The 24037-nt window shown below is 40.0% G+C and carries 24 protein-coding genes and 1 pseudogene; 10 read left to right on the forward strand and 15 right to left on the reverse strand.

Annotated features, from left to right (window positions below; genetic code table 11):
• Positions 1-407 precede the first annotated feature (407 nt).
• From ACY3XC_RS15220 to ACY3XC_RS15230, 3 genes are all read right to left on the reverse strand, one after another.
• Entirely contained in the window at positions 408-689 is a 282-nt protein-coding gene (locus ACY3XC_RS15220; protein ID WP_464869314.1) for a toxin-antitoxin system YwqK family antitoxin, read from the reverse strand.
• 62 nt (positions 690-751) lie between these two features.
• Positions 752-1246 (reverse strand): DUF1572 family protein, encoded by a 495-nt coding sequence (locus tag ACY3XC_RS15225; protein ID WP_464869315.1) that lies wholly within the window; start codon positions 1244-1246, stop codon positions 752-754.
• 125 nt (positions 1247-1371) lie between these two features.
• The gene (locus tag ACY3XC_RS15230; protein ID WP_464869316.1) at positions 1372-1758 is read right to left on the reverse strand and encodes a hypothetical protein; all 387 of its coding nucleotides are present in this window, start codon (positions 1756-1758) and stop codon (positions 1372-1374) included.
• 220 nt (positions 1759-1978) lie between these two features.
• Here ACY3XC_RS15230 and ACY3XC_RS15235 point away from each other — a divergent pair, with 220 nt between their 5' ends.
• Entirely contained in the window at positions 1979-2491 is a 513-nt protein-coding gene (locus ACY3XC_RS15235; protein ID WP_179158134.1) for a DUF3189 family protein, read from the forward strand.
• Positions 2492-2684: 193 nt separating this feature from the next.
• Positions 2685-3245, forward strand: coding sequence for a CBO0543 family protein (locus ACY3XC_RS15240; RefSeq protein ID WP_464869317.1), 561 nt, complete (start codon positions 2685-2687; stop codon positions 3243-3245).
• A 112-nt stretch (positions 3246-3357) separates the two neighbouring features.
• Here ACY3XC_RS15240 and ACY3XC_RS15245 read toward each other — a convergent pair whose 3' ends face one another.
• Positions 3358-4089: a spermidine synthase gene (locus tag ACY3XC_RS15245; protein ID WP_464869318.1), complete on the reverse strand. Its 732-nt coding sequence runs from the start codon at positions 4087-4089 to the stop codon at positions 3358-3360.
• Between the two features lie 196 nt (positions 4090-4285).
• On the opposite strand from ACY3XC_RS15245, the gene ACY3XC_RS15250 reads away from it, so the two are divergent.
• Positions 4286-4516, forward strand: coding sequence for a hypothetical protein (locus ACY3XC_RS15250; RefSeq protein ID WP_464869319.1), 231 nt, complete (start codon positions 4286-4288; stop codon positions 4514-4516).
• A gap of 394 nt (positions 4517-4910) precedes the next feature.
• Here ACY3XC_RS15250 and ACY3XC_RS15255 read toward each other — a convergent pair whose 3' ends face one another.
• The 4 genes and pseudogenes from ACY3XC_RS15255 to ACY3XC_RS15270 form a co-directional block, all read right to left on the reverse strand.
• A complete protein-coding gene (locus tag ACY3XC_RS15255; protein WP_464869320.1) occupies positions 4911-5537 on the reverse strand; it encodes a hypothetical protein in 627 nt (208 codons plus the stop codon).
• A 556-nt stretch (positions 5538-6093) separates the two neighbouring features.
• Positions 6094-6177 (reverse strand): annotated as a pseudogene (locus tag ACY3XC_RS15260) (hypothetical protein); the annotation flags it as partial.
• Positions 6178-6291: 114 nt separating this feature from the next.
• Complete coding sequence (locus ACY3XC_RS15265) at positions 6292-6681, reverse strand: cupredoxin domain-containing protein (protein WP_464869321.1); 390 nt, start codon at positions 6679-6681, stop codon at positions 6292-6294.
• Positions 6682-6749: 68 nt separating this feature from the next.
• Positions 6750-7292: an RNA polymerase subunit sigma gene (locus ACY3XC_RS15270; RefSeq protein ID WP_464869322.1), complete on the reverse strand. Its 543-nt coding sequence runs from the start codon at positions 7290-7292 to the stop codon at positions 6750-6752.
• A gap of 543 nt (positions 7293-7835) precedes the next feature.
• Between ACY3XC_RS15270 and ACY3XC_RS15275 the strand changes: the two genes are divergently transcribed.
• Positions 7836-8207, forward strand: coding sequence for a hypothetical protein (locus ACY3XC_RS15275; RefSeq protein WP_179158130.1), 372 nt, complete (start codon positions 7836-7838; stop codon positions 8205-8207).
• Between the two features lie 217 nt (positions 8208-8424).
• Here ACY3XC_RS15275 and ACY3XC_RS15280 read toward each other — a convergent pair whose 3' ends face one another.
• From ACY3XC_RS15280 to ACY3XC_RS15290, 3 genes are all read right to left on the reverse strand, one after another.
• Complete coding sequence (locus tag ACY3XC_RS15280) at positions 8425-8787, reverse strand: group I truncated hemoglobin (RefSeq protein WP_464869323.1); 363 nt, start codon at positions 8785-8787, stop codon at positions 8425-8427.
• Between the two features lie 172 nt (positions 8788-8959).
• The gene (locus tag ACY3XC_RS15285; RefSeq protein WP_464869324.1) at positions 8960-10411 is read right to left on the reverse strand and encodes a zf-HC2 domain-containing protein; all 1452 of its coding nucleotides are present in this window, start codon (positions 10409-10411) and stop codon (positions 8960-8962) included.
• Positions 10408-10890, reverse strand: coding sequence for an RNA polymerase sigma factor (locus ACY3XC_RS15290; RefSeq protein WP_464869325.1), 483 nt, complete (start codon positions 10888-10890; stop codon positions 10408-10410). The genes ACY3XC_RS15285 and ACY3XC_RS15290 overlap by 4 nt, the downstream gene beginning before the upstream one ends.
• A 137-nt stretch (positions 10891-11027) precedes the next feature.
• Here ACY3XC_RS15290 and ACY3XC_RS15295 point away from each other — a divergent pair, with 137 nt between their 5' ends.
• Positions 11028-11654 (forward strand): LysE family translocator, encoded by a 627-nt coding sequence (locus ACY3XC_RS15295; RefSeq protein WP_464869326.1) that lies wholly within the window; start codon positions 11028-11030, stop codon positions 11652-11654.
• Positions 11655-12727: 1073 nt separating this feature from the next.
• On the opposite strand, the gene ACY3XC_RS15300 is transcribed toward ACY3XC_RS15295, so the two are convergent.
• Together ACY3XC_RS15300 and ACY3XC_RS15305 are read right to left on the reverse strand one after the other, a co-directional pair.
• Positions 12728-14893 carry a YhgE/Pip family protein gene (locus tag ACY3XC_RS15300; RefSeq protein WP_464869327.1) on the reverse strand — a complete coding sequence of 722 codons (2166 nt, stop codon included), beginning with the start codon at positions 14891-14893 and terminating at the stop codon, positions 12728-12730.
• A gap of 150 nt (positions 14894-15043) precedes the next feature.
• Positions 15044-15610: a TetR/AcrR family transcriptional regulator gene (locus tag ACY3XC_RS15305; RefSeq protein WP_464869527.1), complete on the reverse strand. Its 567-nt coding sequence runs from the start codon at positions 15608-15610 to the stop codon at positions 15044-15046.
• A gap of 232 nt (positions 15611-15842) precedes the next feature.
• Between ACY3XC_RS15305 and ACY3XC_RS15310 the strand changes: the two genes are divergently transcribed.
• Positions 15843-15965 (forward strand): hypothetical protein, encoded by a 123-nt coding sequence (locus tag ACY3XC_RS15310; protein WP_256989027.1) that lies wholly within the window; start codon positions 15843-15845, stop codon positions 15963-15965.
• A gap of 122 nt (positions 15966-16087) precedes the next feature.
• Here the strand turns inward: ACY3XC_RS15310 and ACY3XC_RS15315 are convergent, their stop codons facing one another.
• A complete protein-coding gene (locus ACY3XC_RS15315) occupies positions 16088-16618 on the reverse strand; it encodes a DUF5683 domain-containing protein (RefSeq protein WP_464869328.1) in 531 nt (176 codons plus the stop codon).
• Positions 16619-16822: 204 nt separating this feature from the next.
• On the opposite strand from ACY3XC_RS15315, the gene ACY3XC_RS15320 reads away from it, so the two are divergent.
• From ACY3XC_RS15320 to ACY3XC_RS15335, 4 genes are all read left to right on the forward strand, one after another.
• Positions 16823-16975: a hypothetical protein gene (locus ACY3XC_RS15320; protein ID WP_464869329.1), complete on the forward strand. Its 153-nt coding sequence runs from the start codon at positions 16823-16825 to the stop codon at positions 16973-16975.
• A gap of 242 nt (positions 16976-17217) precedes the next feature.
• A complete protein-coding gene (locus ACY3XC_RS15325) occupies positions 17218-18849 on the forward strand; it encodes an SWIM zinc finger family protein (RefSeq protein WP_464869330.1) in 1632 nt (543 codons plus the stop codon).
• Between the two features lie 295 nt (positions 18850-19144).
• Positions 19145-22075: a DEAD/DEAH box helicase gene (locus tag ACY3XC_RS15330; protein WP_464869331.1), complete on the forward strand. Its 2931-nt coding sequence runs from the start codon at positions 19145-19147 to the stop codon at positions 22073-22075.
• Positions 22076-22239: 164 nt separating this feature from the next.
• On the forward strand, positions 22240-22830 hold the full coding sequence (locus ACY3XC_RS15335; protein ID WP_464869332.1) for a CBO0543 family protein: 591 nt from the start codon (positions 22240-22242) through the stop codon (positions 22828-22830).
• Between the two features lie 22 nt (positions 22831-22852).
• On the opposite strand, the gene ACY3XC_RS15340 is transcribed toward ACY3XC_RS15335, so the two are convergent.
• Positions 22853-23914: a 3D domain-containing protein gene (locus ACY3XC_RS15340; protein ID WP_464869333.1), complete on the reverse strand. Its 1062-nt coding sequence runs from the start codon at positions 23912-23914 to the stop codon at positions 22853-22855.
• Positions 23915-24037: the final 123 nt, after the last annotated feature.

Consider the following 24037-nt stretch of genomic DNA (forward strand, 5'->3'; position numbering starts at 1 on the left):
GTAAAATCTTCCAATGACGCTAACATTAAAATCCCCCAATTGTTTTGTAAAAGTTGGACATATTATCCGTAGGAGGTGATACGGTTGCTGACAAAAAGGAAACTTCCAAACACCTAAAAAGAGACAGTAATATAAATAGTTATGACAATCGACATAATGATAATGCTAGGGCAGCAGCGGCTCTTGAACCAGAAACCCCAAGAATTAATACAGATAATCTTTAATACCACACCTATCCACGCTTGGATTTAGATCCAAACGTTATTAATTCTAAAATGCCTTTATATCAGTCAATCCCCTTACGTTTAAGACTCTTCTTAAACGTAAGGAATCTCTTTCCCCTCAAGCAAGGCTTTCAAGTGTATATCTGGAGTTGATATCCACCCCTTAGATCTATTTATAAGGAACTATTTTTTATTACGATTGGTGGTTTTGTATTTTTCACCTTTGCTATCATAGGTGACCCATTCACCAACAGGCTCACCTTTTTCAAAATGCCCTGAACGCTTAATGGTTCCATCGACACGATACCATTCCCAATAGCCTTCTGGCTGATCTTCAATCACCTTTCCTTTTGACCATATCGTTTTTCCAATTGCATGGTACTTTATCGTGTATCCATCAATTTCTTCCAGCTTCTTTTCCTTGACGCCGTTTGGGTGGATCAAGTCACATTTTTCATTCTCCATGACGTACCTCCGATAACTATTTTTTAATTACTATCACCATTCAAAGTTAACTATGGAACCTATTACTTTTTTCGAGGAATTGTTAGTGATTTCCAATCACCAGATTTTAAATATTTCACAATATAAATGATTTGTCCAACATGGTAAGAGTAATGGTACATTTGGCGTTCAATCGCTTCTATAACGGAATGGGGTTCATTTCGAATCGTAATGGTTTTTAAGAGGTGTTCTTCGTCAATATCTTTCAATGCAGATAAAAAGGTATCCCAGCCAAGTTCCCACAGTTCCATAACCTGTTCTTTCGTTTGACTATCTCCAACAAATTCATCATCACGATTACGGGACGGTTTTTCCCCATCTGTTGTAAGGAAATCCGTCCAGCGTGATACCATATTACCACTCATGTGTTTCACAATGACAGCGACACTATTGGACTCTTCATTCGGAGCCCAAAATAATTCGCTTTCAGTTAATTGTTCCATGGCCTTCTCAGCGGTTACTTTTGCATCCTTAAATCGATGAATAACTATTTTTAAATATTCGCTGCCTATAATCATACAATCACCTCACCATAATACCCTTATTGAACTTACCCTGAAAGTCGCCGTTATAAATCATAGAACTTCCACAGGAGGGGCTAGACTCCTTTAATACTTTGACTGTTTAATGATTGCAAGATTGATTACCCTTCAACAATTGGAAGGTATTTCAAGATTTCTCCTTCTAATTCAACGATTAAAATATCTCCTCTTTCCTTGGCTGAAAAAATCTTTGCACCAACTGGAAGTTTATTCGCCATCTCATCTTTGAAATCTGTATTCGTATCATTTTTTGTTTTTATTTCACCAATTTGAACGTCATTTGTTAAAGACAATTCCTCAACCCAATCGATATTCGTTTTGTAGATTACTCCATCATACTGAAAAATATCAGCAGCAGGGTCCAATCTTAAAACTTCCCCAGCATTAATACTATCAATTGATACTTTTGTTGTTTCCCGTCCATTAGAGCATCCAGTAATCATAAATAACGTTAATGCAATCAAGACATAAGATAACCTTTGAACCAACGTATTACCTCCTTTATATATAGACGGCTATTCTCTACTAAAGTTCCTTCTTGCAACTGACTTCTCATTCTTAATGCTTGGGTTTAGATCCAGCATTGTTAATTCTAATATGCTTTTATATCACTCTCCCCATAAATGATTGTCCAATTTACTTAAGTTCGAATCAAAAATAGAATTAATGCCATATTAATAGGGACAGTTATGATAAAGGATGGTTTCTATGATTTATATTTATAATGATTATGGAGGGACACATACTACGTCTTTGGCTGCTGCATATCATTTAAAACAACTTCCTCAATCGGAGCGAAAACTAACCTCGGAAGAAATATTAAAGGTTAAATATTTTAATCAATTAACGAAATCGGATTTTGGAAAAATCATTTTTCGCGGGACAGATGAAGAAGGCAACTCAGTTTATACCATAGGACGGAAAAGGAACAAATTTGTTGTACCAGCATTAAAAGAATTAACCTTACTTCTACAAGAAAAATATCATTTTGAAGAAAAAATCGTTCTCTCCAATACATCACCAACTGTCCCATTTGCTATGTCATTAGGGGGTTTTTTCTCAAGAGGATTGAAAATGGACTTTATTGGAGTACCCTTATTAGTGATAGGCGCTAAACAATGCTGTGATAATTTATTTCGGTTAGTGGAAAACACCAAACATGTTGGTCGTACTATTTTCAATGAAAATGTGATTATTTTAGAAAATGAGATGTATAAATAGTACAAAAATATTATAAGTACTTAATTAATTTAAGGGTGTTGAATTAATGGATTTTCGGCATGCTCCTCAAGCATAAACAGAACATCTCCGTTAAGGGGGGAGACTACTGTTTTTCTTAAGAAACACCATTGCATAATTTATTACTTAACTGAAAAAAATATATTATTACTATGTTTTTGGAGGTGTAATGAAAATGGCATTTGAGAAGGGGCTCGCTCAATCAGAAAAAGCCTATAACCAGCTCACTGAGGTCAGTTCTTTATTTGCAAAAATAGTGACGGAAGAATTTCTCTCAACATGGCAATGGTGGTTTGGTCTCGCACTATTTATTGTTCCATGGATTGTTTGGTTTAGACTCAGGAAGAAAGATAGCACGGGACGTCTCCTTTTAGGTGGCTTCCTGACTATAATATTATCACTTACAGTAGATCTTGCTGCCTTATCTTTAGGGCTCTGGTCATACCCAATGGTAATCATCCCTCTAGCACCTTTTCTATTTTTACCCTATCACTTTTCTTTAGCACCCGTTGCGGTAATGTTAGCTCTACAAATAAAACCAAAAATGAACCCCTTATTAAAAGGTATTTTATTTTCTTCCATTGCGGCATTTGGAGGAATGAATTTCTTTAATGCCATCGACTTCTACAACCCTAAGAATTGGTCCACTCTATATGATTTTATTATTTTTTTAACTTTTTATTTTGCAGCTTATTCGGTTACAAAAATTGAGAGCTATACTAAATTAGATAATTGAATCCACGGGGACGGTTCTAGTGGTATGAAAAGTGGATATTCCTTCCATAAAAAAGCCACTAGAACCGTCCCCACGGTCCCTTCATTAGTATATATCTATAGAATTGCTTCTCCTAGTCACTAAGTACTTTTCCGCCAATAACTTGTATAGGACTCGCCTCATGCGGTGAATAGTTTTCCAGAACTTGTTGGCTTGCAACCAAAAAAATATTTTGTAAAATTCTACTCTGTGGCTCGGGAGCAAACACCTTCACATAAGGATAAACGCTGGAAATGGTCGCAAACAATTTTCGCAATATCTCATCATCTCTGACCCTTCCAATATAATTGACAAATAGGATTCCATCATTGGTCAATTTTTGACTCGTTAGATAGAAAAATTCTTGGGTGGTTAGGTGAAATGGGATACTATTTCCATTGTAGGCATCAGAGAAAATGATATCCTGAGATTTGTCCACCTGTCTTTTCAAAAGCTCACGTCCGTCTCCAATATTGATTTTATTGCCCAAATAACCAAAATACTTTTTGGATATATCGACAACTAAGGGATCAATCTCAGCAGTTACCAAATTTCTACTTGAATAATATGAGCTTATTACACCAATTCCATGTCCGATTATGAAACCTTCTTTGAAATCAGGTGCGTAGTGATCAATAAGATCCACTACAGTACGAGAGTACGACAGCACCAAACGGGATGGATTCTCCAAATCTATCACTCCCTGAACAATATCGTCAGTAAATTTAAGTAAGCGAAATCTGCCGTGCATCCCGCCAAACCTGCTTCTATCTTGAACGGTAATGTTTTGGAAAGGGCTTGATCCCTTATAAATTAATTGATTCATCTATGACACTCCTTGATCGATTGAAAGATTACTATATAGAGTATTCATAGGGTTTATTATTTGTATAAACAAGTAACATGAGAGAACGTGTTGTTCAAAAAAAAACCTAAGTAAAAAAATAATGAAAACATCTGTAACAAGTGGACAAGCTTTTACATACAAATATATTAACTTCTTAAAGAAAGGAGTTGATTATATGGGACAACCTCAATGTGAAAGTTGCTGTGAAGATACAGATATTCTTTGTGTGAGTATTCCTGGAGGAGTTCATATTGTCTTGTTAGGAATTCACATCGACCTTGAAGCTTTGTGCCTTCGAATTTCCAACCCTGGTCCTGGCACTCTAACAGCAGCACAACAAGCTAATGTTGAGCAAGTTGCAGGGGCAGTGGGTAACTTGTTAGGAAACCTTTTACCACGTGCATAATTAATTTAGTAGAGAAGGAAGGAGGTCTCCCTTCCTTCTTTTTATGTACATACAGTTAAACAAGTCAATAGGCTAGAGATTCGGATAGGGGCAGTGTAGCTAAAGGAAGGATAGATATCAAATATGGAATCATTAAGGAAGATTGAGGCGAATGCCTGAACAGAAATGCAAATCAAATTTGAGGCTAATCCAATCGAAATATCCTTAAGGATGTACCCTGCCTAGCCAATACTAGAACAAAGCCTTCACTGTCATCACCTCATTATATAAAGTCCTAGGAAATACCGATTATCCCTAGGACTTCGAAGTCTACTTTTAAGTTTAGAGAATCACCGAATACATAATGGCACGGACGGTGGTATAGGAAAACGGGGGGGTAATCACCCCTTCCTATCTAATTATGAGAAGGACATTCTTCCGTCTTAGAATTTCCCATGAAGCATAACTGATTCAACCAATTGTTTAAACATTTTTTCAATAAATGGAGTACTTCATCAGCAGGCAGTTCATTGGTGGATATTTTAAGACAACGAAAGTCTACTTTAATCGTGATTCCGTTAAAAACTATGGTAATGGGTGAGTCAGTAGAGAGGGAAAAGATCTCCTTAGTTTCATTAATGATTAAATTTTCAGTGACGGGCGTATCCTGCTCCAAGAAGTCTGAAGGAGTATCAGTGGGGATATTAGGATCAGTTTTGGGTATTTCTATACATTCAAATGTTCTCTCTACAACGGAGTCTTTCTCAGCCTGAGATGGGGTGTAAACTAGAATTGGCGACTTTGCCTTGACGAGCATCTGATGACTTATACTGGTAGTCATCTGTATCTGTAAAGGCACATTCGACAATTGAATTTCCCCTTCCTCTTGTTTTCCCACATGGTGTTTTGGCATTTTTATGGTTTTCGGACCGATTTCTCTTGTTTTAGGAGGAATAGTCGGTCTTCTGTGTTTATGTTTTTTAGGTTTTCTAATTTTTTCACTTACTGGTTTTTCCTTATGTCGCTTCTTTTTTTCTTTCATTGTAATTTGTAATCCTCCCTCCATGCTTTCCTGTCTTTTCTTGTCCAACTTTTTTGCAGAATAACTTAATAAGATATTATAAACTCCCCCTTGTTTCGAATGGCAATCATATCAGGCAATCTAAATACAGAAATAGGATGGATGAATTTTTTCTTTATTCTTTTCAAGATATAGGACCTTATTATATAAATATGTAGATGTGATCGATGGGAATTGGACGGCTGTCCAGTGAAACCACCCAATTATTCTTATAAGAATAAAGTTCTACTGTTGATTCCCGTAGTGGAAAGGCATTTGTTTTCACAAAGCAAACTAAAACAATAATGCCCATAAAATAACTACCTATTATTGGACTAAAAATAGCAACATATTTACTTATTGTTTGGGATGTGGCGTTTGCTTTAGGATGGGCACTTTTCTTAATCACACCTAATGGATAAATAATAGGGGCGTGAGTATTTTCCTCTGCGCTTGCTACCTCCGACTACAATTCCACGGAAGATAACAGACGAGCAACGTGTAATTATTTAACAATCTACAGGAATGCTAAACTGCTTCACCCGAACACCCTTATCTCGTCGCATCCTTCAGCCTGCAACCTTTCTATTTGCAGTTCCAAATCCTGTCCTATAGTGCTTACACGACAATAGCCCTACTTCATTTTTCCACCTCACTTATGAATATAAGTTATGACACCTTTCGATAATTACTACCGTTGCCTATTAAAAAAGCAAGGCCCGATAGGCCCTGCTTGTTATTTGACTATTACTTTTCCAACCATTCCTTCATTGAAATGGTACCGACATATCAGTTCATATGTACCTGGCTTATTCGGTGTCACGGTAATGATTTTTTCTTTTCCCGGCTGGACTTCGGCGTCAATTCTGAGCTTTTCCACTGTGAAGGTGTGTTCTTTCTTACCTTTGTTTTTCAATAGTAACGTTGTCGTTGTTCCTTTGGAAATCGTGATGACTTTCGGATTAAAGTAATCATCGTGCAACTCGACCTCAATCGCTTTCACCGTCTCCATAGGTCGTGTTGCGACACCGGATTCGGCAAATACACCGAGCGAGCCTGGAGCGGCCACAACCACAATCATCGCAAGCAAAACGACCAATCCTGTTAAACCCTTTTTTACAAACATTCGTAATCCCTCCTTTCCTATCACTATTTTTTCCAATTCATCAAATATTATGAGGCCAGGGGGACCCCCTATTGAATAGGTAAAAATGACACTTGCCATATCCCATCTTCATTTTTTATCATCTGAAAACCATTTATTCCTTCACCTGAATCATATTCAATATATCCTTCGTAATCACTCGTTTGTACAAATGTTCCTTTGTCGATATTTTTAAATTGTTTTATGTTCTGTTCATCAGAGCCTCTATCAGATTCAGGGATTTTTTTATCCTCTTCTTTTGACCATTGAACATATCCTTCTCTGTCTGTATATAAAGCGTATTGAACATCATATTTTTTATCAAACCCTGCTTTAACATATAACTTCGCAATACTTATTGGTTCTAATCCGCTTAGATGCTTTAAATTTATATCAATTTGAAAATTGCTATAAACCTCTTCTTCTTTAGCAGACATTTCAAAAGGGTTTAATTCAGTAGTAGAGCTTTCGACAATTTCTTTATCCTCAACAGAGGTATTTTCTTTAACTTTTTGTTCAGTATTATCTACGCTGCAAGCTGACAGCAGGATTGTGCCAAGTACAACTACTATACCAAAATATTTATGAATCATTTTTCATTTCCCCTCCCAAATCACTTCCATTGTACCTTCCAATTACGCTAACCATTAAAATCCCCAATTGTTTTTATTAATTTTAACATTTAACAGAACTCGCTAATAAAAAGGAAATATTATGAATTCCCGTTCCACTAAAGGTGCGTTACTTCAATAAAGTTCAACAAAAAGAAGCGTTAATCCTCCTGGATCAACGCCCCCGATAGTTTAAGTGCATTTCATCACAATCTTATGTGGAGTAAACATTTCAATGAAAGCATTTACTCATAAAAAAGAGCGTTGAAAGACATCTTCTAATGCACCCTTTATTTGAAGAGTAAAGTATCCTGTTTCATTGATTTACGAATATTATCCTGAATCGTTAAAATTTTCTAAGTTTGTAGAATCAAAAATAAAGAGATCCAATAGGGACTCTCTCAAAGTTTTAACATTTGGAAACTAGTATAAGTCAAAATATTCTGATAAAATTAATATGTTAAATCTATACTATGAGAGTCAATTATAGTCTTACTTATTATTTAAATAAAGGGGAGAATTTGGGTGGAGAAACATATAGCAAGAGTAAATGGATGGGTGAAATACGATGATTTTGATCCATTAAAGCATGTTTTTTCTGATGAAATTGTCCTTTATATTAAAGGGATGTATCAAGAGGCTGCAAGAAGAAGAGATGAATATGATTTGCCTAGTCGTGATTATAAAGATATTGGAGGATATGATGTATTTACTCTAACACCAGAAATGCCTTTTACAAGAGATTACTTCATTTCTGAAAATGAAATTTGTTTCAACGAAATAATAGAAGGTTATATTTCTAGTAATAAAACACCTGTAGCTATTTTTAAGTATAGAGATGGACAATCACTTGGAGTATATTTGCCTGTATTAAAAAGAGAAAACTTCGTATTATAGGTATAATAAATATGACCAAAAGAATGTACTGTACCTCCAATTGTTAGGTGTGTCTAACAATTGGGGTGCAGTTCAAAATTACGATCAAAAGCACACTTTAGTTTAACAACATTAAGCAAACGAAAACTAAGCTTCTTTATAAATACTGTTACATCAGCTGTTAACTAAAAAGAGAATCCACCAAGAATGGTAGCTCGTTTTTGGATGAAAAATTCATTTATTTATACAAAATATCATCTCTTAATGAAGCTACTTGAGTTAAAGCTGTATCAATGTCCTCCTCTTTTACCCCAAAATGAGCAAGAGCATCATGAAGATGTTTTGCAATAGCATCAAAATGCTCAGGTTGCAAGTTCATTCCCTCATGAGCTTTTGCCATTGATTGACCAGAATATTTATTAGGACCTCCAAGGGCAAAACTAATAAATTTTGTTTGATGGCGACGTTGTTTCTCCATATCTGTTTTTTCAAAGAAGGAATTTACAGTTGGATCTTTCAAAACTAATTCATTGTAAAAATAATCAACGACTTTTTCAATTGCCTCTTCTCCACCGACGTTTTCATAAAGTGATTGTCCCATTTGATACACCTCTAATTTGTATTTATTCTTAATATATATTGCACAAGACAATTTCTTTATATTCGTTTCGAATCATATACCGTTACTTGTATTTGGCAAACCATCGAAGGATCTGCCTTCACGATAAATCTTTCTATCGTTAGATGAAATTTTTTACAGTTATTACAAAAGCTTAATGAATAAATAAATAGGGTCTTTCCACTATGCCCGTTTCGGCATTGATATAAATCTTGTTTTCCTTTCCTTCAAAAACATAGACGAGGACATAGTCAGCCGAAACGGTTGAGTAAATGATGCCAGTTTCAATGGCATTCACTTTTTCATCTAAAATTTGCTCTGCCTTGGTTTCAAGTGAAGCTTGGCTTAGCTTTTCCTGATAATTTTTCGAGAATAACTCTCTAGATTGAAGTGCTGGCTGGGCCGACAACATGAAAAATTCTCCGGTTCCGGCATCAAATTCGATGACAAACGGCTCTCCCAGTGGGAAGTGCAGCTTGTATTCTCCTGCAAGGGGAGTGAACCTAAAACGATAAAGATTGTGCTGTCCTTCGATCTCTTCCTTGTTTGGTTCGACCTTTATTTCAAAGACCGCGGTTTTCCCGTAAATCGCTTTAAGCATTTGTTCTGCCTTTTTCATGACCTCCCTCTGTTCAAGAGGCTTTTGTTCATTTATTTGATGTCCATAATTAAAGGCAGTTATAATCATTCCGGAATAACCGTCCATTTCACCATCGATTTTGGTTTTTCCTTGTTGAAGGTCAAACCGATACATTCCATAATGATCATTCATTTTTTCAAATTTAACCTTGCCATTCTCTGCATGGAAGGCCGTTCTTATTATCTCTTTCAGATCTTTCTCCTTTATCAGCTTCATCTCGGAAGGAAGCTTGTGGTATTTGTTATAAAAAAACGCGAGTTCATTTATCTTGCCTATTTGATTGCCGATTCCTTCTGTATCTAAAAACTCAAAATAAGAACTATAGCCATGATGGAATTCATTATATTCCTTCCCGACATGCTTAAACAAAGTGCTGGAGTACGTTTGTAAAAGTTCAACCGCCTTAAGGTCCGTTTCATCCTCAAGCCCCTGGCTTTTTCGCTCCCTAAGGATTGCAGCCATTTCATCGAGCTCCTGGCTATTAACGAGAAGAGGGGCATTTTTACGCTCAAACCAAAGCAATTCCTCGTCTAAATCCACAATATCTTCCGCCGCATACGATAGCAGCTGCCCGTTCATATCGATTTCATATGGATTGTTGACTATTTGATTAAGTGACTCTGCATATAGATAAACACCATCGAGAAGTGTGGCAACTTTTTCACGGTTCGCAACATACAAATTGATGCCAGATACAATAATTACGGCTGCCATAAGGGCCGCTATCACTTTCATCCTTCTCAGTCTAAAGGTGATCCGGATCCTGTCATCGACTTCCTTCGATATTGTCTCTTCAGAGGAAAGCGATAACTCTGAAAATCCAGATCCCTTTTGATACAATTCCCTGCACTCCCTGCAGTGCTGTAAATGCTCTTCCACTGCCAGGTGGTTTTCCGGCCTTAATTCATTTTCTTCATACAAAGGATATAAATCTTCTACTAGACTGCAATTCAACTTCACCTTCATTCCCCCTCCCCTTCAAGATAGTATTTTTTAAACTTCTTTTTCGCGCGATGAATTCCGACCTTTATGCTGCCTTCTGTCTGGGTAAGGATCTCGACCATCTCGCTAAGCGAAAAACCCTGTTCCCGCAAAATCAAAAGTGATTTTTCATTCTCGGTAAGCTTTTGAAACGTTTGTCTTATCATCATTTCTGTTTCGATGTTCCGGGTTGTGCCGCCTCCTTGAAGGTCCGGATCGGCATAAGGAATCTCGTTTCGTTGTGAAAATTTCATTGCTTCATTCAAATATGTATTGCGCGCAATTTTAAAAAGCCATGTTTTCAGGGAAGACTCACCGCGAAACCGACCAAATCCCTTGAAGGCCTTGATAAACGTATCATGCGTCAATTCTTCGGCAATCGTGGTGCTGTGGCACATGTTGCGAAGATAACGGAAAACCGGATCTTTATATGCCTGATACATCTCTTCCAGCGGATCTGTCATGTCTCCCTCTCCCTCCACTGATAATGACAAACGAAAATGCAAAAGGTTACAAACTATTTTTAAAAAAGTGAAACATAATTCAAAATATTTATGATAAAGTAATTTTAACCATTTTTACTCGGAAGGTGCTGATTATTTTGGAGAACTTCTATTTGTTTGTGATTATGTGTATTTTACTAATTCTTTTACCTGGCCCTGATACCGCCATCGCGACAAAAAATACGCTGACAGTGGGAAGAACAGGCGGGTTTAGAACGATCTTTGGCACTTGTTGCGCCTTACTCATCCATACTCTGGCAGCGGTTGTCGGACTCTCAGCGATTATTGTGAAGTCAGCTCTATTATTTTCTGTCTTCAAATACTTCGGTGCCGCCTACTTAGTTTATTTAGGCATCAAGACATTATGGGCATTAAAGCAAAATAAAACAGCAGCCACCGAAATGACTGCTGAGGGCAAGTATGATAACAAGTCTTGTTTTAAGCAGGGGTTCCTGACGAACCTCTTAAATCCAAAAGTAGCCGTATTTTTCCTAACCTTCCTGCCACAGTTCGTAGATTCCGGCAGCACCTCTTTTATTCCGTTTCTCATCATGGGAATCACCTATACACTGTTAACCGCCGTCTGGTTTTTGTTCTATATCTACCTGCTTAACCAGATTCGTACTTTTATGAAAAAGCCTAAAACCCAAACAGCTATGGAAGGAATCACTGGAACCATTCTGATTGGTTTCGGCATCAAACTGGCACTGGAAAAGGCACATTAATAGATTGGTAGCTCGAAAAGCAGTGGAATTCCACTGCTTTTTTCATATTCTAGACTTGTAGCTACAAACCTAGTTCAGGTATCTAAGCTACCCTAAAACCGATACTACGCCAGTATTTTCCGTTTATTATAGAACAAGTTAGTATTTCCCAATTACCTTTTTTATCCAAAAATTCTTACCTGCCAAAATGTTTCCTTCACCTGCGGACTTTAGCCTCTAACCTGCATATTTTCCGTCTTATCTGCATATTTCCTTTGTTTATCTGCCTAACAAAATCCAAACCTGGACTAGATGCTAAAATAGCCAGGCTGCTACACGGTTCAGGCATCTAAACCCCTAAAAATTGGTATTATGCTCGGTATTTTTCGTTTTTATAGAACAAGTTGGCATTTTCTAATTACCTTTTTTATCCAAATAATTCTTACCTGCTGAAATGATTCCCCCACCTGCGGATTTTAGCCTCTAACCTGCATAAAGCTCCCACTTACCTGCATATTACCTTTGTATATCTGCCTAACAAAATCCAAGCCTAGACTTGAAGCTAAAAAGCCAGGCTGCTACACGGTTCAGGCATCTAAACCCCTAAAAATTGGTATTATGCTCGGTATTTTTCGTTTTTATAGAACAAGTTGGCATTTTCTAATTACCTTTTTTATCCAAATAATTCTTACCTGCTGAAACGATTCCCTCACCTGCGGATTTTATCTTCTTACCTGCATAAAGCTCCCTCTTACCTGCATATTTCCTTTGTTTATCTGCCTAACAAAATCCAAACCTAGACTTGATGCTTAACAAGCCAGACTGCTACACGATTCAGGCATCTAAACCCCCTAAAAATTGGTATTACGCTCGATATTTTTCATTCATTATAGAACAAGTTACCATTTTCAAATTACCTTTTTTATCCAAATTATTCTTACCTGCCAAAATGATTCCCTCACCTGCGGATTTTATCTTCTTACCTGCATCAAGCTCTCTCTTACCTGCATATTTCCTTTGTTTATCTGCCTAACAAAATCAACGGACAAAAAAAACACCAGATTCGCCTCGACGAACCCAGTGTTCCTTCACTATTATGCCGCTTTTTCAAGCATTGCCTCACTGCCACTGCCCTGTTTCCTTTTGAACGTTAATGCCATGTAGATAAAGCTAACAGCCATGAACCCCGCACTGTAAGCTAGCAAGATCCAATTGTTTTGCCACATGTACGCAAAATCACCGCTTGAGATGACGGCTTTAAATGCTTGGACGCTGTACGTCATGGGGAAGAACGCGTTGAATGGCTGCAGCGCCTCTGGAATTAACGCAAGTGGGAAGGTTCCCGCGCTTGTCGTTAATTGCATGATCAGGATGAGAATCGCAATGAATCGGCCCACATCCGCCATGGACGTGACGAGCATTTGAATTAATGTTACGAACACCATACTTGTCAGAATCGTCGTCACAATAAACAACGGCAAGCTTCGTACCTCAATTCCCAGCCCAGCAAGTAATACAAAATCGACTAATAGTGCCTGAAGTACGCCAATAATCGTAATAACGCCTAATTTACCGATAAACCATTGTGCTGCTGAAGCTGGTTTGACGGCTGGTTCTCTCAGACCGAACACAATCGAGATGATCAGTGCACCCACGAAAAGTCCGAGTGAGATGAAGTAAGGAGCAAAGCCGGTACCGTAGTTTGGCACGGTGTTAATCTCATTTTTATCAACCTTCACGGGCTCGCCCATCATATCATACGTATCATCATCCGCTTTTACGCTATTGGCCACTTCAGCCCCGGCCGCCAGCTTCTCGTTTAATTCGGAAGACCCGTCCTGCAATTTTTCTGTGCCTGCTTGTAATTCAGTAGAACCTTCCGCAAGCTTACCCGTACCTTCCGTTATTTTACCCGCACCCGCAGTTAATTCTCCCATACCAGCTATCAATTGGTTGGCACCTTTATTTAGTGCGGTTGATCCTGTATAAAGCTGGTGAATTCCTTGCTGTAATTTCACCTGGTTTGCGTTAATTTCGCCGATTCCGCCGATTAATTGGTCGAATACGGGATCCGTTTGTTTTTTCAATTGTGATTCTAAACCTGCTGTCGCCCCAAGTAATTGTCCATTTACCTGCGATTTAAATTGCGTGAAGCCTTGGTGCAATCCAGGTGTGATTGCCTGCGCAACCTGCTGCTCGACCTCTGCCTTGGTTGGCGGAGTCTGTTGTTCCATAATCGCTGTCACTTTTTCTGCCGGAACACCATTTTCGATTAATGCTGCGGCCAGTTCCTCCATTTTTGCTGTTTGCTGTGCGATCATTTGATCAGCAATCTGTGAAGACAATTCCGCCCCAAGCTGCGTTTCAAACTGATTGATACCTTGGTTTAATTTTTCTGTACTACCTGATAACTGGGCGTTGATTTCAGCTGCGATTCCAGCTGGTAACGCTTCTTTCATCTGCTGTGCCCCTGCTTGTGCTTTTTCGGTGCCTGTCACCAGCTGCGGCAGCTTTTCATCCACTTCCTGTAACCCTTGTTGGATCGCCGCTGTCCCTTGAGCTATTTCACTGGATCCCGACGCCGCACTATTCATACCTTCCTCGAATTCAATCGATTTGCTTGCTAAGAGCTCAAGGTTTTCCTTGATTTGTCCAGCTCCTTCGTTGAGTTTTTCCGAACCCTCGTTGAGCTGCCCGGCTCCCTCACTTGCTTGGCCTAACCCGCCTGCCATCTCTGTTACTTTTTCAAAAATGCTTTCAGAGTAGGTTGCAACAATCTCTTTCGAAATCTCCGCTTTGATTTCCTTCATCGCGGTTTCACCAATTTGCGCCGATAGGAAGTTTGCCCCCTCGTTCGGAACATATTTAATCTCTAACTTTTGAGGCTTATCCTCAAGCAAGGTTGTAGCATTTTTTGAAAAATCACTCGGAATCTCAACTAGGATATAATACTTTTGGTCCTCCAAGCCTTGGTATCCCTGCTTCTTGTCCACTATGTCAAAATCAAACGTATTGCTTTTCCTCAGATTTTTGACTAGGTCGTCCCCAATCGTGAGCTGCTCTCCGTTAAGCTCAGCTCCCTCATCCTGATTCACAATCGCCACAGGCAGGTCCCCTAAATATTTATAGGGATCCCAAAACGCCCATAGGAACATGCCTGCATAAAGCACGGGAATAAACAGGATCGCGATGATGGGAATGAGCACCTTCCGATTGGAAAGAATAGATGTTAATTCTGCTTTAAATGATGATCCTTTCATGTTTGTTTTCCTCCTATCTAATTGACTATTTTGTTCAATTGGTCATCTTTACTCCTAAAAAATAGTGACTATGAATTCAAACAGTCTGCCTTTCTTTTTGTAATAGTGACCATTTTATCCAAACGGTCAGTTTTTGTGAAAAATAAAAGGCTATGTTAACAAGCCTTTTAGTAAGTAAAGCTCAAAGAGCCTTGGTATTTCTCCCTTTCTCAATGGTGCATGGTCCTTTTGCCAGTCATTCACCAACGAAAAGTACATCTTCAGCATCACAAAGGCCGTGACCTCAGGATCACAGGATTTGATTTCGCCCTTACGCATTGCTTTTTTAATAATGGCCTTCATGTACTGGATGATCGATTGCTCTACTCTCTGCATGGCTTCGACAACGGTTTGCGTGCCCATATCCCGCTCTTCCTGAATCAATTTTATCGTCAATTGGTGTGATTCCCTAAACACTTGAACCCTACCTAATACCCTGTTCACATTTTCAAGAATCGAGGATGAGTCATCCAGCACGCTATCGACTTCGAAGCGAATTTCAGCGATAAGTGAATTAATTATTTCATCAAACAATTCTTCCTTTGTCTTAAAAAAGGTATAGATGGTTCCCTTCCCCACATTGGCTAACTTCGCAACCTGATCCATCGTCGTTGCCTTATAGCCATACAAGGAAAAGGACTTAGCCGCCGCCTCCAAAATCAACTTCTTCCGATCAATCAATGCCACATCCACTCACCTCACTTTTATAAAAAAATGACTAAATTGCTAAATTGGTCATTCGCATGAAAAATAATATATCATAAGGTTTTTAGAAAAGCAACACACGAAAGTTTCCCTCCTCAAGAATTTTTTATCCTGCAGATTTTGTCAAACGGTTCTATGGAACCAATTGCCATTTACTAACGTCTAATTGAGTAGAGATAAAGGAAATAACTGGGGGATCACTTCGATGAAAAGAGTTTTAATTGCGTTGTTTATTGCGCTGGTTTTGTTCTGTGCAACAGGTGGCTTGGAACGGTTCGCTTCTGACGTAGAAACACAGGAACCGGGGGTTACCGAAGAAAATTTATAATAAAGATTTTCCAGTCCTAGCGCTGCTGGGGCTGGTTTTTGCGTGGACCGCCGTGACAAATTCGCTGATTAGGACATACTTTGTTAGTGGACAAACTTCAGCCCGCAGCGAATCGTAATTTTTTAGGCTATCTCTTTGAGTGCCTTCTTTTTTCGGTAGATGTTTTTTTCAAGAAAATAACCTAGCGCTCCTACTAAAATCCCAAATAGTAATCCGCTGAAAACCGGCATGTCCAAAATACTGAGGGTTTGATATTGCTTCAAAAATGCAAATTCGTGCCAAAATAGCCCGCAATCCATGCCAACCACCAATCCAATGAAAAAACCAGTATGGTACGTTCTTTTTGGCATATCTAGGCCCTTGTCATTGTGGACCTTGGCTGCGTTAAATGCCTGCCAGATTGCAAAAGCATATAACGATGGGTAGAACATGCCCCAGCTGTAATCAATGACACTGTGAGCCTGGGCGAAATCGCCAGTAAATGAATATACAAGTGCTAGATTTAAGTTGGAGTATAAATTAATAAGGAATTCAAAGCCAAGCAGCACAAAGCCAATGATGTAATCCTTATTGTATAGTTGTCCAAAACCCGGTAAAACCATTGACCATACCGCTGCTGCATACGGGGATTTATACTCACGTCTGTGTCTCATTGCGCCCAACCTCTCTTTCTCATATAGTACTCCCTTTTCCATTTTGTTTGGGGGTCTTTGATAAAAATTCACAGAAATTGGGATATTAGTTATACCAGTATAATGAGTCCAGCGGGTAATTGGAACCAGATTTTTTTGTATGTATAAGAGAATGATAGATTGGTAAGAATGATGATAGAAAGTAATTTAAGGGGGATGGAAACAATGAAAGAATCTAAATTGCTATTATCACAATTTGCTAAGGAAGAAGGCTTCGAGCTAACAAACTATCTTACACAGCTGTTTGAATATGTCTCACACCAGCTCGGACAAACTCCAGCCATCAACACCACTACTACTGAAATGGAAAATAGTTAAGTCCGGGCGTTGCATCAATGCCTGGACTTTTTTTGTGTTTGGGGAGACATTTTTGGGTTTGGCCCGTAAGACTGGAATTCGGCTGGCAAACATATTCCTGATAGGGCTAAGACCACAATGACCAAGATCTTTTTTACAAAAAAAGCCTGTCTTGAATAGAAATCCCTTTTTCTCTCCTCGAATGGCCATTTTTTGGGTATAATATAGGAATATGGATTTTTCTAAAAAAGGGGGTCGTGGCTTTGGGAGCAACGACTGCTAATGAACGGATTGAACTTCTCTCTGAGGAGATTAAAGATTTGTTCCATCCACACGCTGCGGATGATGTAAAGCTTATACAAAAGGGATTAATGCTTTACCGGCAAGGGATGGTCAAGCAATTACAAATATGGAATGCTCAAATTACGGCAATGGTGCAGGATGTGACGCCCTGCCATGTGAAGCTGAATTTTGAACGTTTGTCGTTTAGCAGCTGTACCTGTCCTCATGAGGGACTGTGCCGCCATCAGCTGGCCGTGTTTTTTGCGGCATATAGCAGGGTCGGCAGTGTCGCGGATTGGGTGACTGAATGGCGGGAACCGATGAAGGAGAAGAATGACGTTGCGAGCTGGGGGCTTCAAAAGGCAAAGGATTTGATCAAGGCGAACGGTGTGATGAAGCCTGATTACCGGCGCTGGGTTGAGTCGTTTGAAGTGAGCTTCGATACGATTTTGAACTCGAAAAAGTATTCGAGTCCTTTTATTATTGCTGAGTTGTTCAATATATACGAACGGCGGATTAGGGCGAGTGCTCCGGTTGAGCAGGAGTGGCGCCTGCTGTATGAAATGGTCGGGATTGTTGTATCGTTTAAAAAGCTCGCCGTTCTGACCGAGAATTCGGGGTTTGCGGAGGATGTCGTTAGACGCGCTTACCTCTCTGTGTTTCATAATTTGATTGAGGATGCCGATGAGCTCGTGTTGAAGATCGGTGTTCAATCGCTTCCGTTTGACTTCGACGAGTTTATTTTACAATTAAAGGACGACGTGTTTGAGCTTCTGACAGCGTCGAGCGGGCTGGAGCAGGAACGAATCTATCTCTATCGCCTCCTCTGGACGAATCTTTTTAAAAAGAAAGAATGGCGTGAGCAGGAGATTTTAAATATTAATGAACGGTTGAAGTCCTTGAAGGATTGGGAAAATCCGAATCCACTGATGATTGCTGGGATTCATATCAGCTTTTTGCAGCAAAAGGATGAACTGGCATTAGATTTGATTCATAAAATGGACGATAAGGTGATTACCCCTTATATGCTTCATTGGATTGACCTGTTGTCACAGACGAAAGCATGGAAACGGGTTGGTCCTTTAGTTGAGCTTTTTTCAGCTAAACTAAGAGGCTATTTGGACTTTTTGCGAGCCTATCATTCGTGTGCGTCTTTTACCCGGTCTTCGCTTAAGGCGATCTCTCCGTATGTTTCAGAAAACGGGAAGGTAGAATTGTACGAAAAGATGATGTTGGCGACGCTGCCCTACAGCTATACAGAATATGAATATATGCTATTTGAACGCAAGCAATATGACAAATGGGGCGACCTCCAGGCATTCATGGGCTGGAATTTTTATGATTTACCACGGGAGCGCGTTAAGGTGATTGAGAAGGAAAAACCGGAGGTACTGCTGGGAATGCTGCACCAATCCGCACTGAACGAGATCAACCAAAAAAACCGGTCCAGCTACAAAGCAGCCGTCCGACACCTAAAAAAACTGCGCACCCTATACAAAAAAACCAAACGCGTCGACGACTGGCAATACTTCCTCGACAGCCTAATGGAAAAAACCAAGAGACTCCGCGCCTTCCACGAAGAATGCAGGCGGAGCAAACTTATTGAGGAATAGGTGGGGTGGTGACAGGCACCGCCCGTGGACACTGTCCACCTCAGGCGGACAGTTCCCCTAAAAAATTCTTCGATTTTCAGGTAATTTGGGCTTAGAATTTGTTTTGGACTTTTTTTCGAGGGTTTTGGACTAATTTTTTTGTGTTTTGGACTTTTTTTGAGTACTTATGGACTTTTTTATAGATGTTTTGGACGTTTTTTTAGGGGGTTTGGACTTTTAGACAATATTTGGAAACGGACACCAACTATTTTGTCTACAACAAACCATTCCACCCAAGTAAAAGGAGTAACATACGATGCTGAAAACTAGATTTGTTAAGCTTCTGACAATTAAATTAGAAGGTGGTCGCTATCTTTTGGCTGCTAAGGATGAGCACGGGTATGGTCTGCCTCCTTCTGAGTGGAAGAATGTGCTGTTCGGCCGTCATGAAGAGAGCTTTTTTGGCACGCTTCTGGAGACGGAGTCTGTGGGTGGCATCGAGGGTGTGGTGGTCACAGGCTGGCACCTGGTCTCTCTTTTTGCGAAGGAGTCGTTCAACCGGTTTATTGACTGGGATTGGAGTGAACAATCGGAAATTTGCCTCGCTGCTGCTCATGCTCTCCATGAAGGGATTCTGGAGAAGGACTGGCTTCCGGATTTTTCCGTTTGGGAAAATGGCGACTTCCGTTGGCAGCTTCCTGTCAGGGTGGTGGATGAATTTGATCCTTCCTTTTGGGATCAGGAAGTTGATCCGCAAGAAGAAGCTTCTGGAACCGTGCATGAATTCATCTCTGATTTATACGACCATGCCCTGGATGCTTATTTAACACGAAACGCTTCGATGAAGGAACTTTTTGGACCGAAGCTTGCATTATTGAGGAAACAAAATATTTCTGGCGCTGAGCTGGCAAGGTATTTTGATGAGGATAGCTGGCTCGAATGGGTCGGGATCAAGGAAAGCGACACTCCGTTCACGATTGGACTGAGGTTAGAGGAGCCATTAGATGGCGAGGGTCCTTGGAACCTGGATGTCTTTTTGCGTGGGAAGAAGAATGTCGATGATGTATATGGGTTGGATGCAAAGCTCCCTGCTCGCTGGAAGCCCTTTTTAGAGAGGGTTGACACCGAGCAAAGTCGCTGGGCTCGATTAATTCCCTGGCTGAGTGAGGACGGGATGACCTTGAAGTCTGGGCTCACAGAGGACGAAGCGTGGATGTTTTTGACGGAGGCCAGTGAAACACTGGTCGCTTTGGACGTTGAAATCCTGCTTCCCTCCTGGTGGCAGGCAATGAAGAATGCTAATTTGAAGGTGAAGGCTTCATTAAAAGGCTCATCCAGCCACCGGCCGTCGTTTGTCGGGCTGCAGGCTATGCTTGATTTTAACTGGCGTTTTTCCATGAACGGTGTCGATTTTTCCGAGGAAGAGTTCAGTCAGCTTGTCGAAGAAAAACGTCGACTTGTGTTTATTCGCGGCCGCTGGGTCAAGCTCGATCCAGGCTTTATTCGACAAATTCAGGATTTGATGAAGCGTGCTGAGAAAGAGGGCCTGCATGTAAGGGATTTACTTGAGCAGGAGTTGGTCGAGACACCTCTAACTGAGGATGAACTTGAAAATCCAAAAGCCTTCGCGCGAATTCAAATTGAATTAAACAGTCAGTGGAAAAAAATGATTAAACAGCTTTCTGAAGCACATGAGATTCCGATGGAACAGGTTCCCGCAGGACTTCAGGGTGAACTCCGTCCCTACCAGCAGCTGGGAATGAGCTGGCTTTGGTTCCTGCGCCAATACGGTTTTGGCGCCGTCCTCGCCGATGACATGGGGCTCGGGAAAACGGTACAATTAATCGCGTACCTTCTGAAAGTAAAAGATGAAATCAGTGCTCTTCCGGAAATAGATACATCTGAAGTGGTGACAGGCACCAAAGGCGGAGCTTCTTCAGAAAAAGGATCTAAGGAAAAGAGCACCACCGCAAAAATACCTGTTAAAGCTGCGTTGATCATTTGTCCTACTTCGGTTCTTGGTAACTGGCAGAAGGAGCTTGAACGGTTTGCCCCAGAAATGAATGTGTATTTGCATTATGGTTCGAACCGACTGAAGGAAGAGGCATTTTCGGAAAAAATTCAGGATGCCGATATTGTCCTGACCTCATACGGTCTGAGCCATATGGATTCGGAGGAGTTCGAGTCAAAACTTTGGAGTTCGATTGCTATTGATGAGGCACAGAATATTAAAAATGCTGGGACGAAGCAGTCGAAAGCAGTTCGAAGGCTGCGAGCTAGTCATCATATTGCCTTGACGGGGACTCCTATGGAAAACCGCTTATCCGAGTTGTGGTCGATTTTTGATTTTACTAATCATGGCTATCTCGGCAGCTTAGGACAATTTCAGAAAAAGTTCGTCATTCCGATTGAGAAAGATGAGAAAAAGGGGAAGGTTAATGAGCTTCAGTCTTTAATCCGTCCATTCCTGTTGAGGAGGACGAAAAAGGATGAGGAGGTTGCCCTTAATCTTCCTGACAAGCAGGAGCAAAAAGAATACTGTCCGCTTACAACGGAGCAGGCTTCGTTGTATGAGCAGCTTGTTCGTGATACTTTTGCTGAGATTGAAAAACTGTCTGGCTTTGAACGTAAAGGATTAATCCTCCAAATGCTCAGCAGGTTGAAGCAGCTTTGTAATCACCCTGCTCTCTATCTAAAGGAAAAGTCAGCTGAAAGAATGCTCCTCGATCGCTCGAACAAATTAGAGAAGCTAGTTGACCTGGTCGATGCTGTTTTGGACTCAGGCGAAAGCTGTCTCATTTTTACTCAATATATTGAAATGGGTGAAATGATTCGTGCGACCATCAAGAAGAAGTTTGGCGTAGAGGTACCGTTCCTGAATGGCAGTGTGCCAAAGACACAGCGTGATAATATGATCGAGCGGTTCCAAAACCAGGAGTTTCCTGTGTTCCTGTTATCATTAAAAGCAGGAGGAACCGGGCTTAATCTGACAGCAGCCAATCACGTCATCCACTATGATCGCTGGTGGAATCCAGCCGTTGAAAACCAAGCCACAGACAGAGCGTATCGGATCGGTCAATCTCGCTTCGTTCATGTGCACAAGCTCATCTGTACCGGGACACTCGAAGAAAAAATCGACGCCATGCTCGAGAAAAAGCAGCACCTAAACGACCAAATCATCCAAAGCGAAAATTGGATCACCGAACTCTCCACCGACGAACTCAAAGACCTGGTTTATCTAGGGTAGATTTGTCCGATTGGGGTAATTTGGATAATTATACAGTAATGTATATCTGGTGCCTGTCACCACCATCGGTGGTGACAGGCACCTTTTACTTTTTTTGAAGGCATACATTTTGGATTGGGTTTAATACTAATGTTGGAAGATGTAAAAAGTTAAGAGGGAATGCTATGGCGAATAAGGAGAAGGTTATTGATATTCTCGACCGTAATCAACACCAAATTGAAGGGCTCATCAACATAAAAATTGATATCTGGCTGGATCATGTCCTTTTTTCTGGTTTGTGGTGGATGGGCTTGGCCTTATCCATTATTCCTTGGATCATTTGGTTTGTTTTCAGGAAAAGGGAAAGTACGGACCGCTTACTGTATATTGCTTTTTTTATCATGACGATTTCTGTTCTTTTGGATATCATAGGAGACCAAATCGGTCTTTGGCATTACCGGTATCATGTTATTCCCGTACTTCCTACTTACTTTCCCTGGGATGTTACCTTAATGCCCCTATCAGTAATGTTGTTGCTGCAAGTAAAACCTTACGTAAATCCATGGTTTAAAGCTATTCTCTTTGCACTTCTAGCCTCTTATGTTGGAGAACCAGTCTTTGATTGGTTAGGTGTTTACGTACCAGTAAATTGGCGCTATACCTACTCTGTTCCAATTCAAATTGCCATATATATGAGCACACATTACCTTAGTAAGCGAAATCATTTCGCTCCGTTATCCGATAAAACAAAAAAGAGATCTAACATCGATTTATGATGTCAAATCTCTTTTTCTATTGCTATGGTAAAACTACAACTTTTACTGTTCTTCTGCCCCATGCGAATGCTTGTGCATTGTTTGGCATTAATACATCTATTTTATGGCCTTTGATGGCGCCGCCCGTATCACCCGCTATTGCGACACCATATCCTTCTACCCATACCTTTGAGCCCAATGGAATAACAGAAGGATCCACTGCGATTAATTTCATATTTGGATTTTCTTTAATATTATAACCCATGTACGTAATACTTCCTGAAGATTGCCAGCTATAGGCAGTCGAAGTAACATACATTTCTACACCCGTTGGTGCTGGAGCTTTAGGAGCAGCCGGTGTATTAGCAGTGCTCATTGCTTTTACAGAATCTTGTTCTTGGCGAACCTTCTCTTGAGCCGCTCTCAGCTCAGCTTGAATGCCAGCCATTTGTTCGTCAACTTGGCTGTATTTTTGCTGCATGACCGTTAATGATTCCTGTCTCTTTTGCAAGTTTAGAGCAAGTTCATTGTGCTGTTTTGAAAGCGTTTCCCTTTCTGCAGCTAATTGTTCCTCATGTTTTGCAATTTCTTGTTTGTCTTTTTCTATTTGCGAAAGGTCATTTTCTTGTTCATTGATAATATCATTATCAGCGTTAAACAAAGTCGTTACCGCACTTGCACGTTGAATAAGATCTGCCACACTTTTAGATTCTAGAATGACATTGATGGCTACATTCAGTTTTTCATCCTCTTGTAAAGCCACTAACCTGCTTTTCATTACGTCTTTACGGTTATGAATTTTATCCTGAAGAACTACAATTTCTTCTTTTTTCTTTTCAATTTGCTGTTGAGTTGCCGCGATTCTCTTTTGAGTTTCTGCCAATGCTTCTCTATTTTGTGTTATATAAGATTGTAAAGATTCCATCTCTTTTTTAATCTTTTCAATTTCTTGGTTAATAGAGTTCTTTTCATTCGCCTTTTGTTCAAGCTCTTGCTCCACACTATGTAAAGCCTCTTTACTTGATTCTGCATGTGCCACAACGGTACCTGACACCAATAATAAGCATGTTAGAAACATGAAAATCATACGCTTTAGAAGTTGCATACTCTTCCCCCTTCTCTATTAATCTATTTATACCATGCCAATGTACCAGTTATATTACAAAAACATTAAAACTCTATCACAATTTGTCATATAACAGTGGTAAACAATGTAAACAGATGAAAA

The sequence above is a fragment of the Bacillus sp. CZDM1 genome (assembly GCF_055502545.1).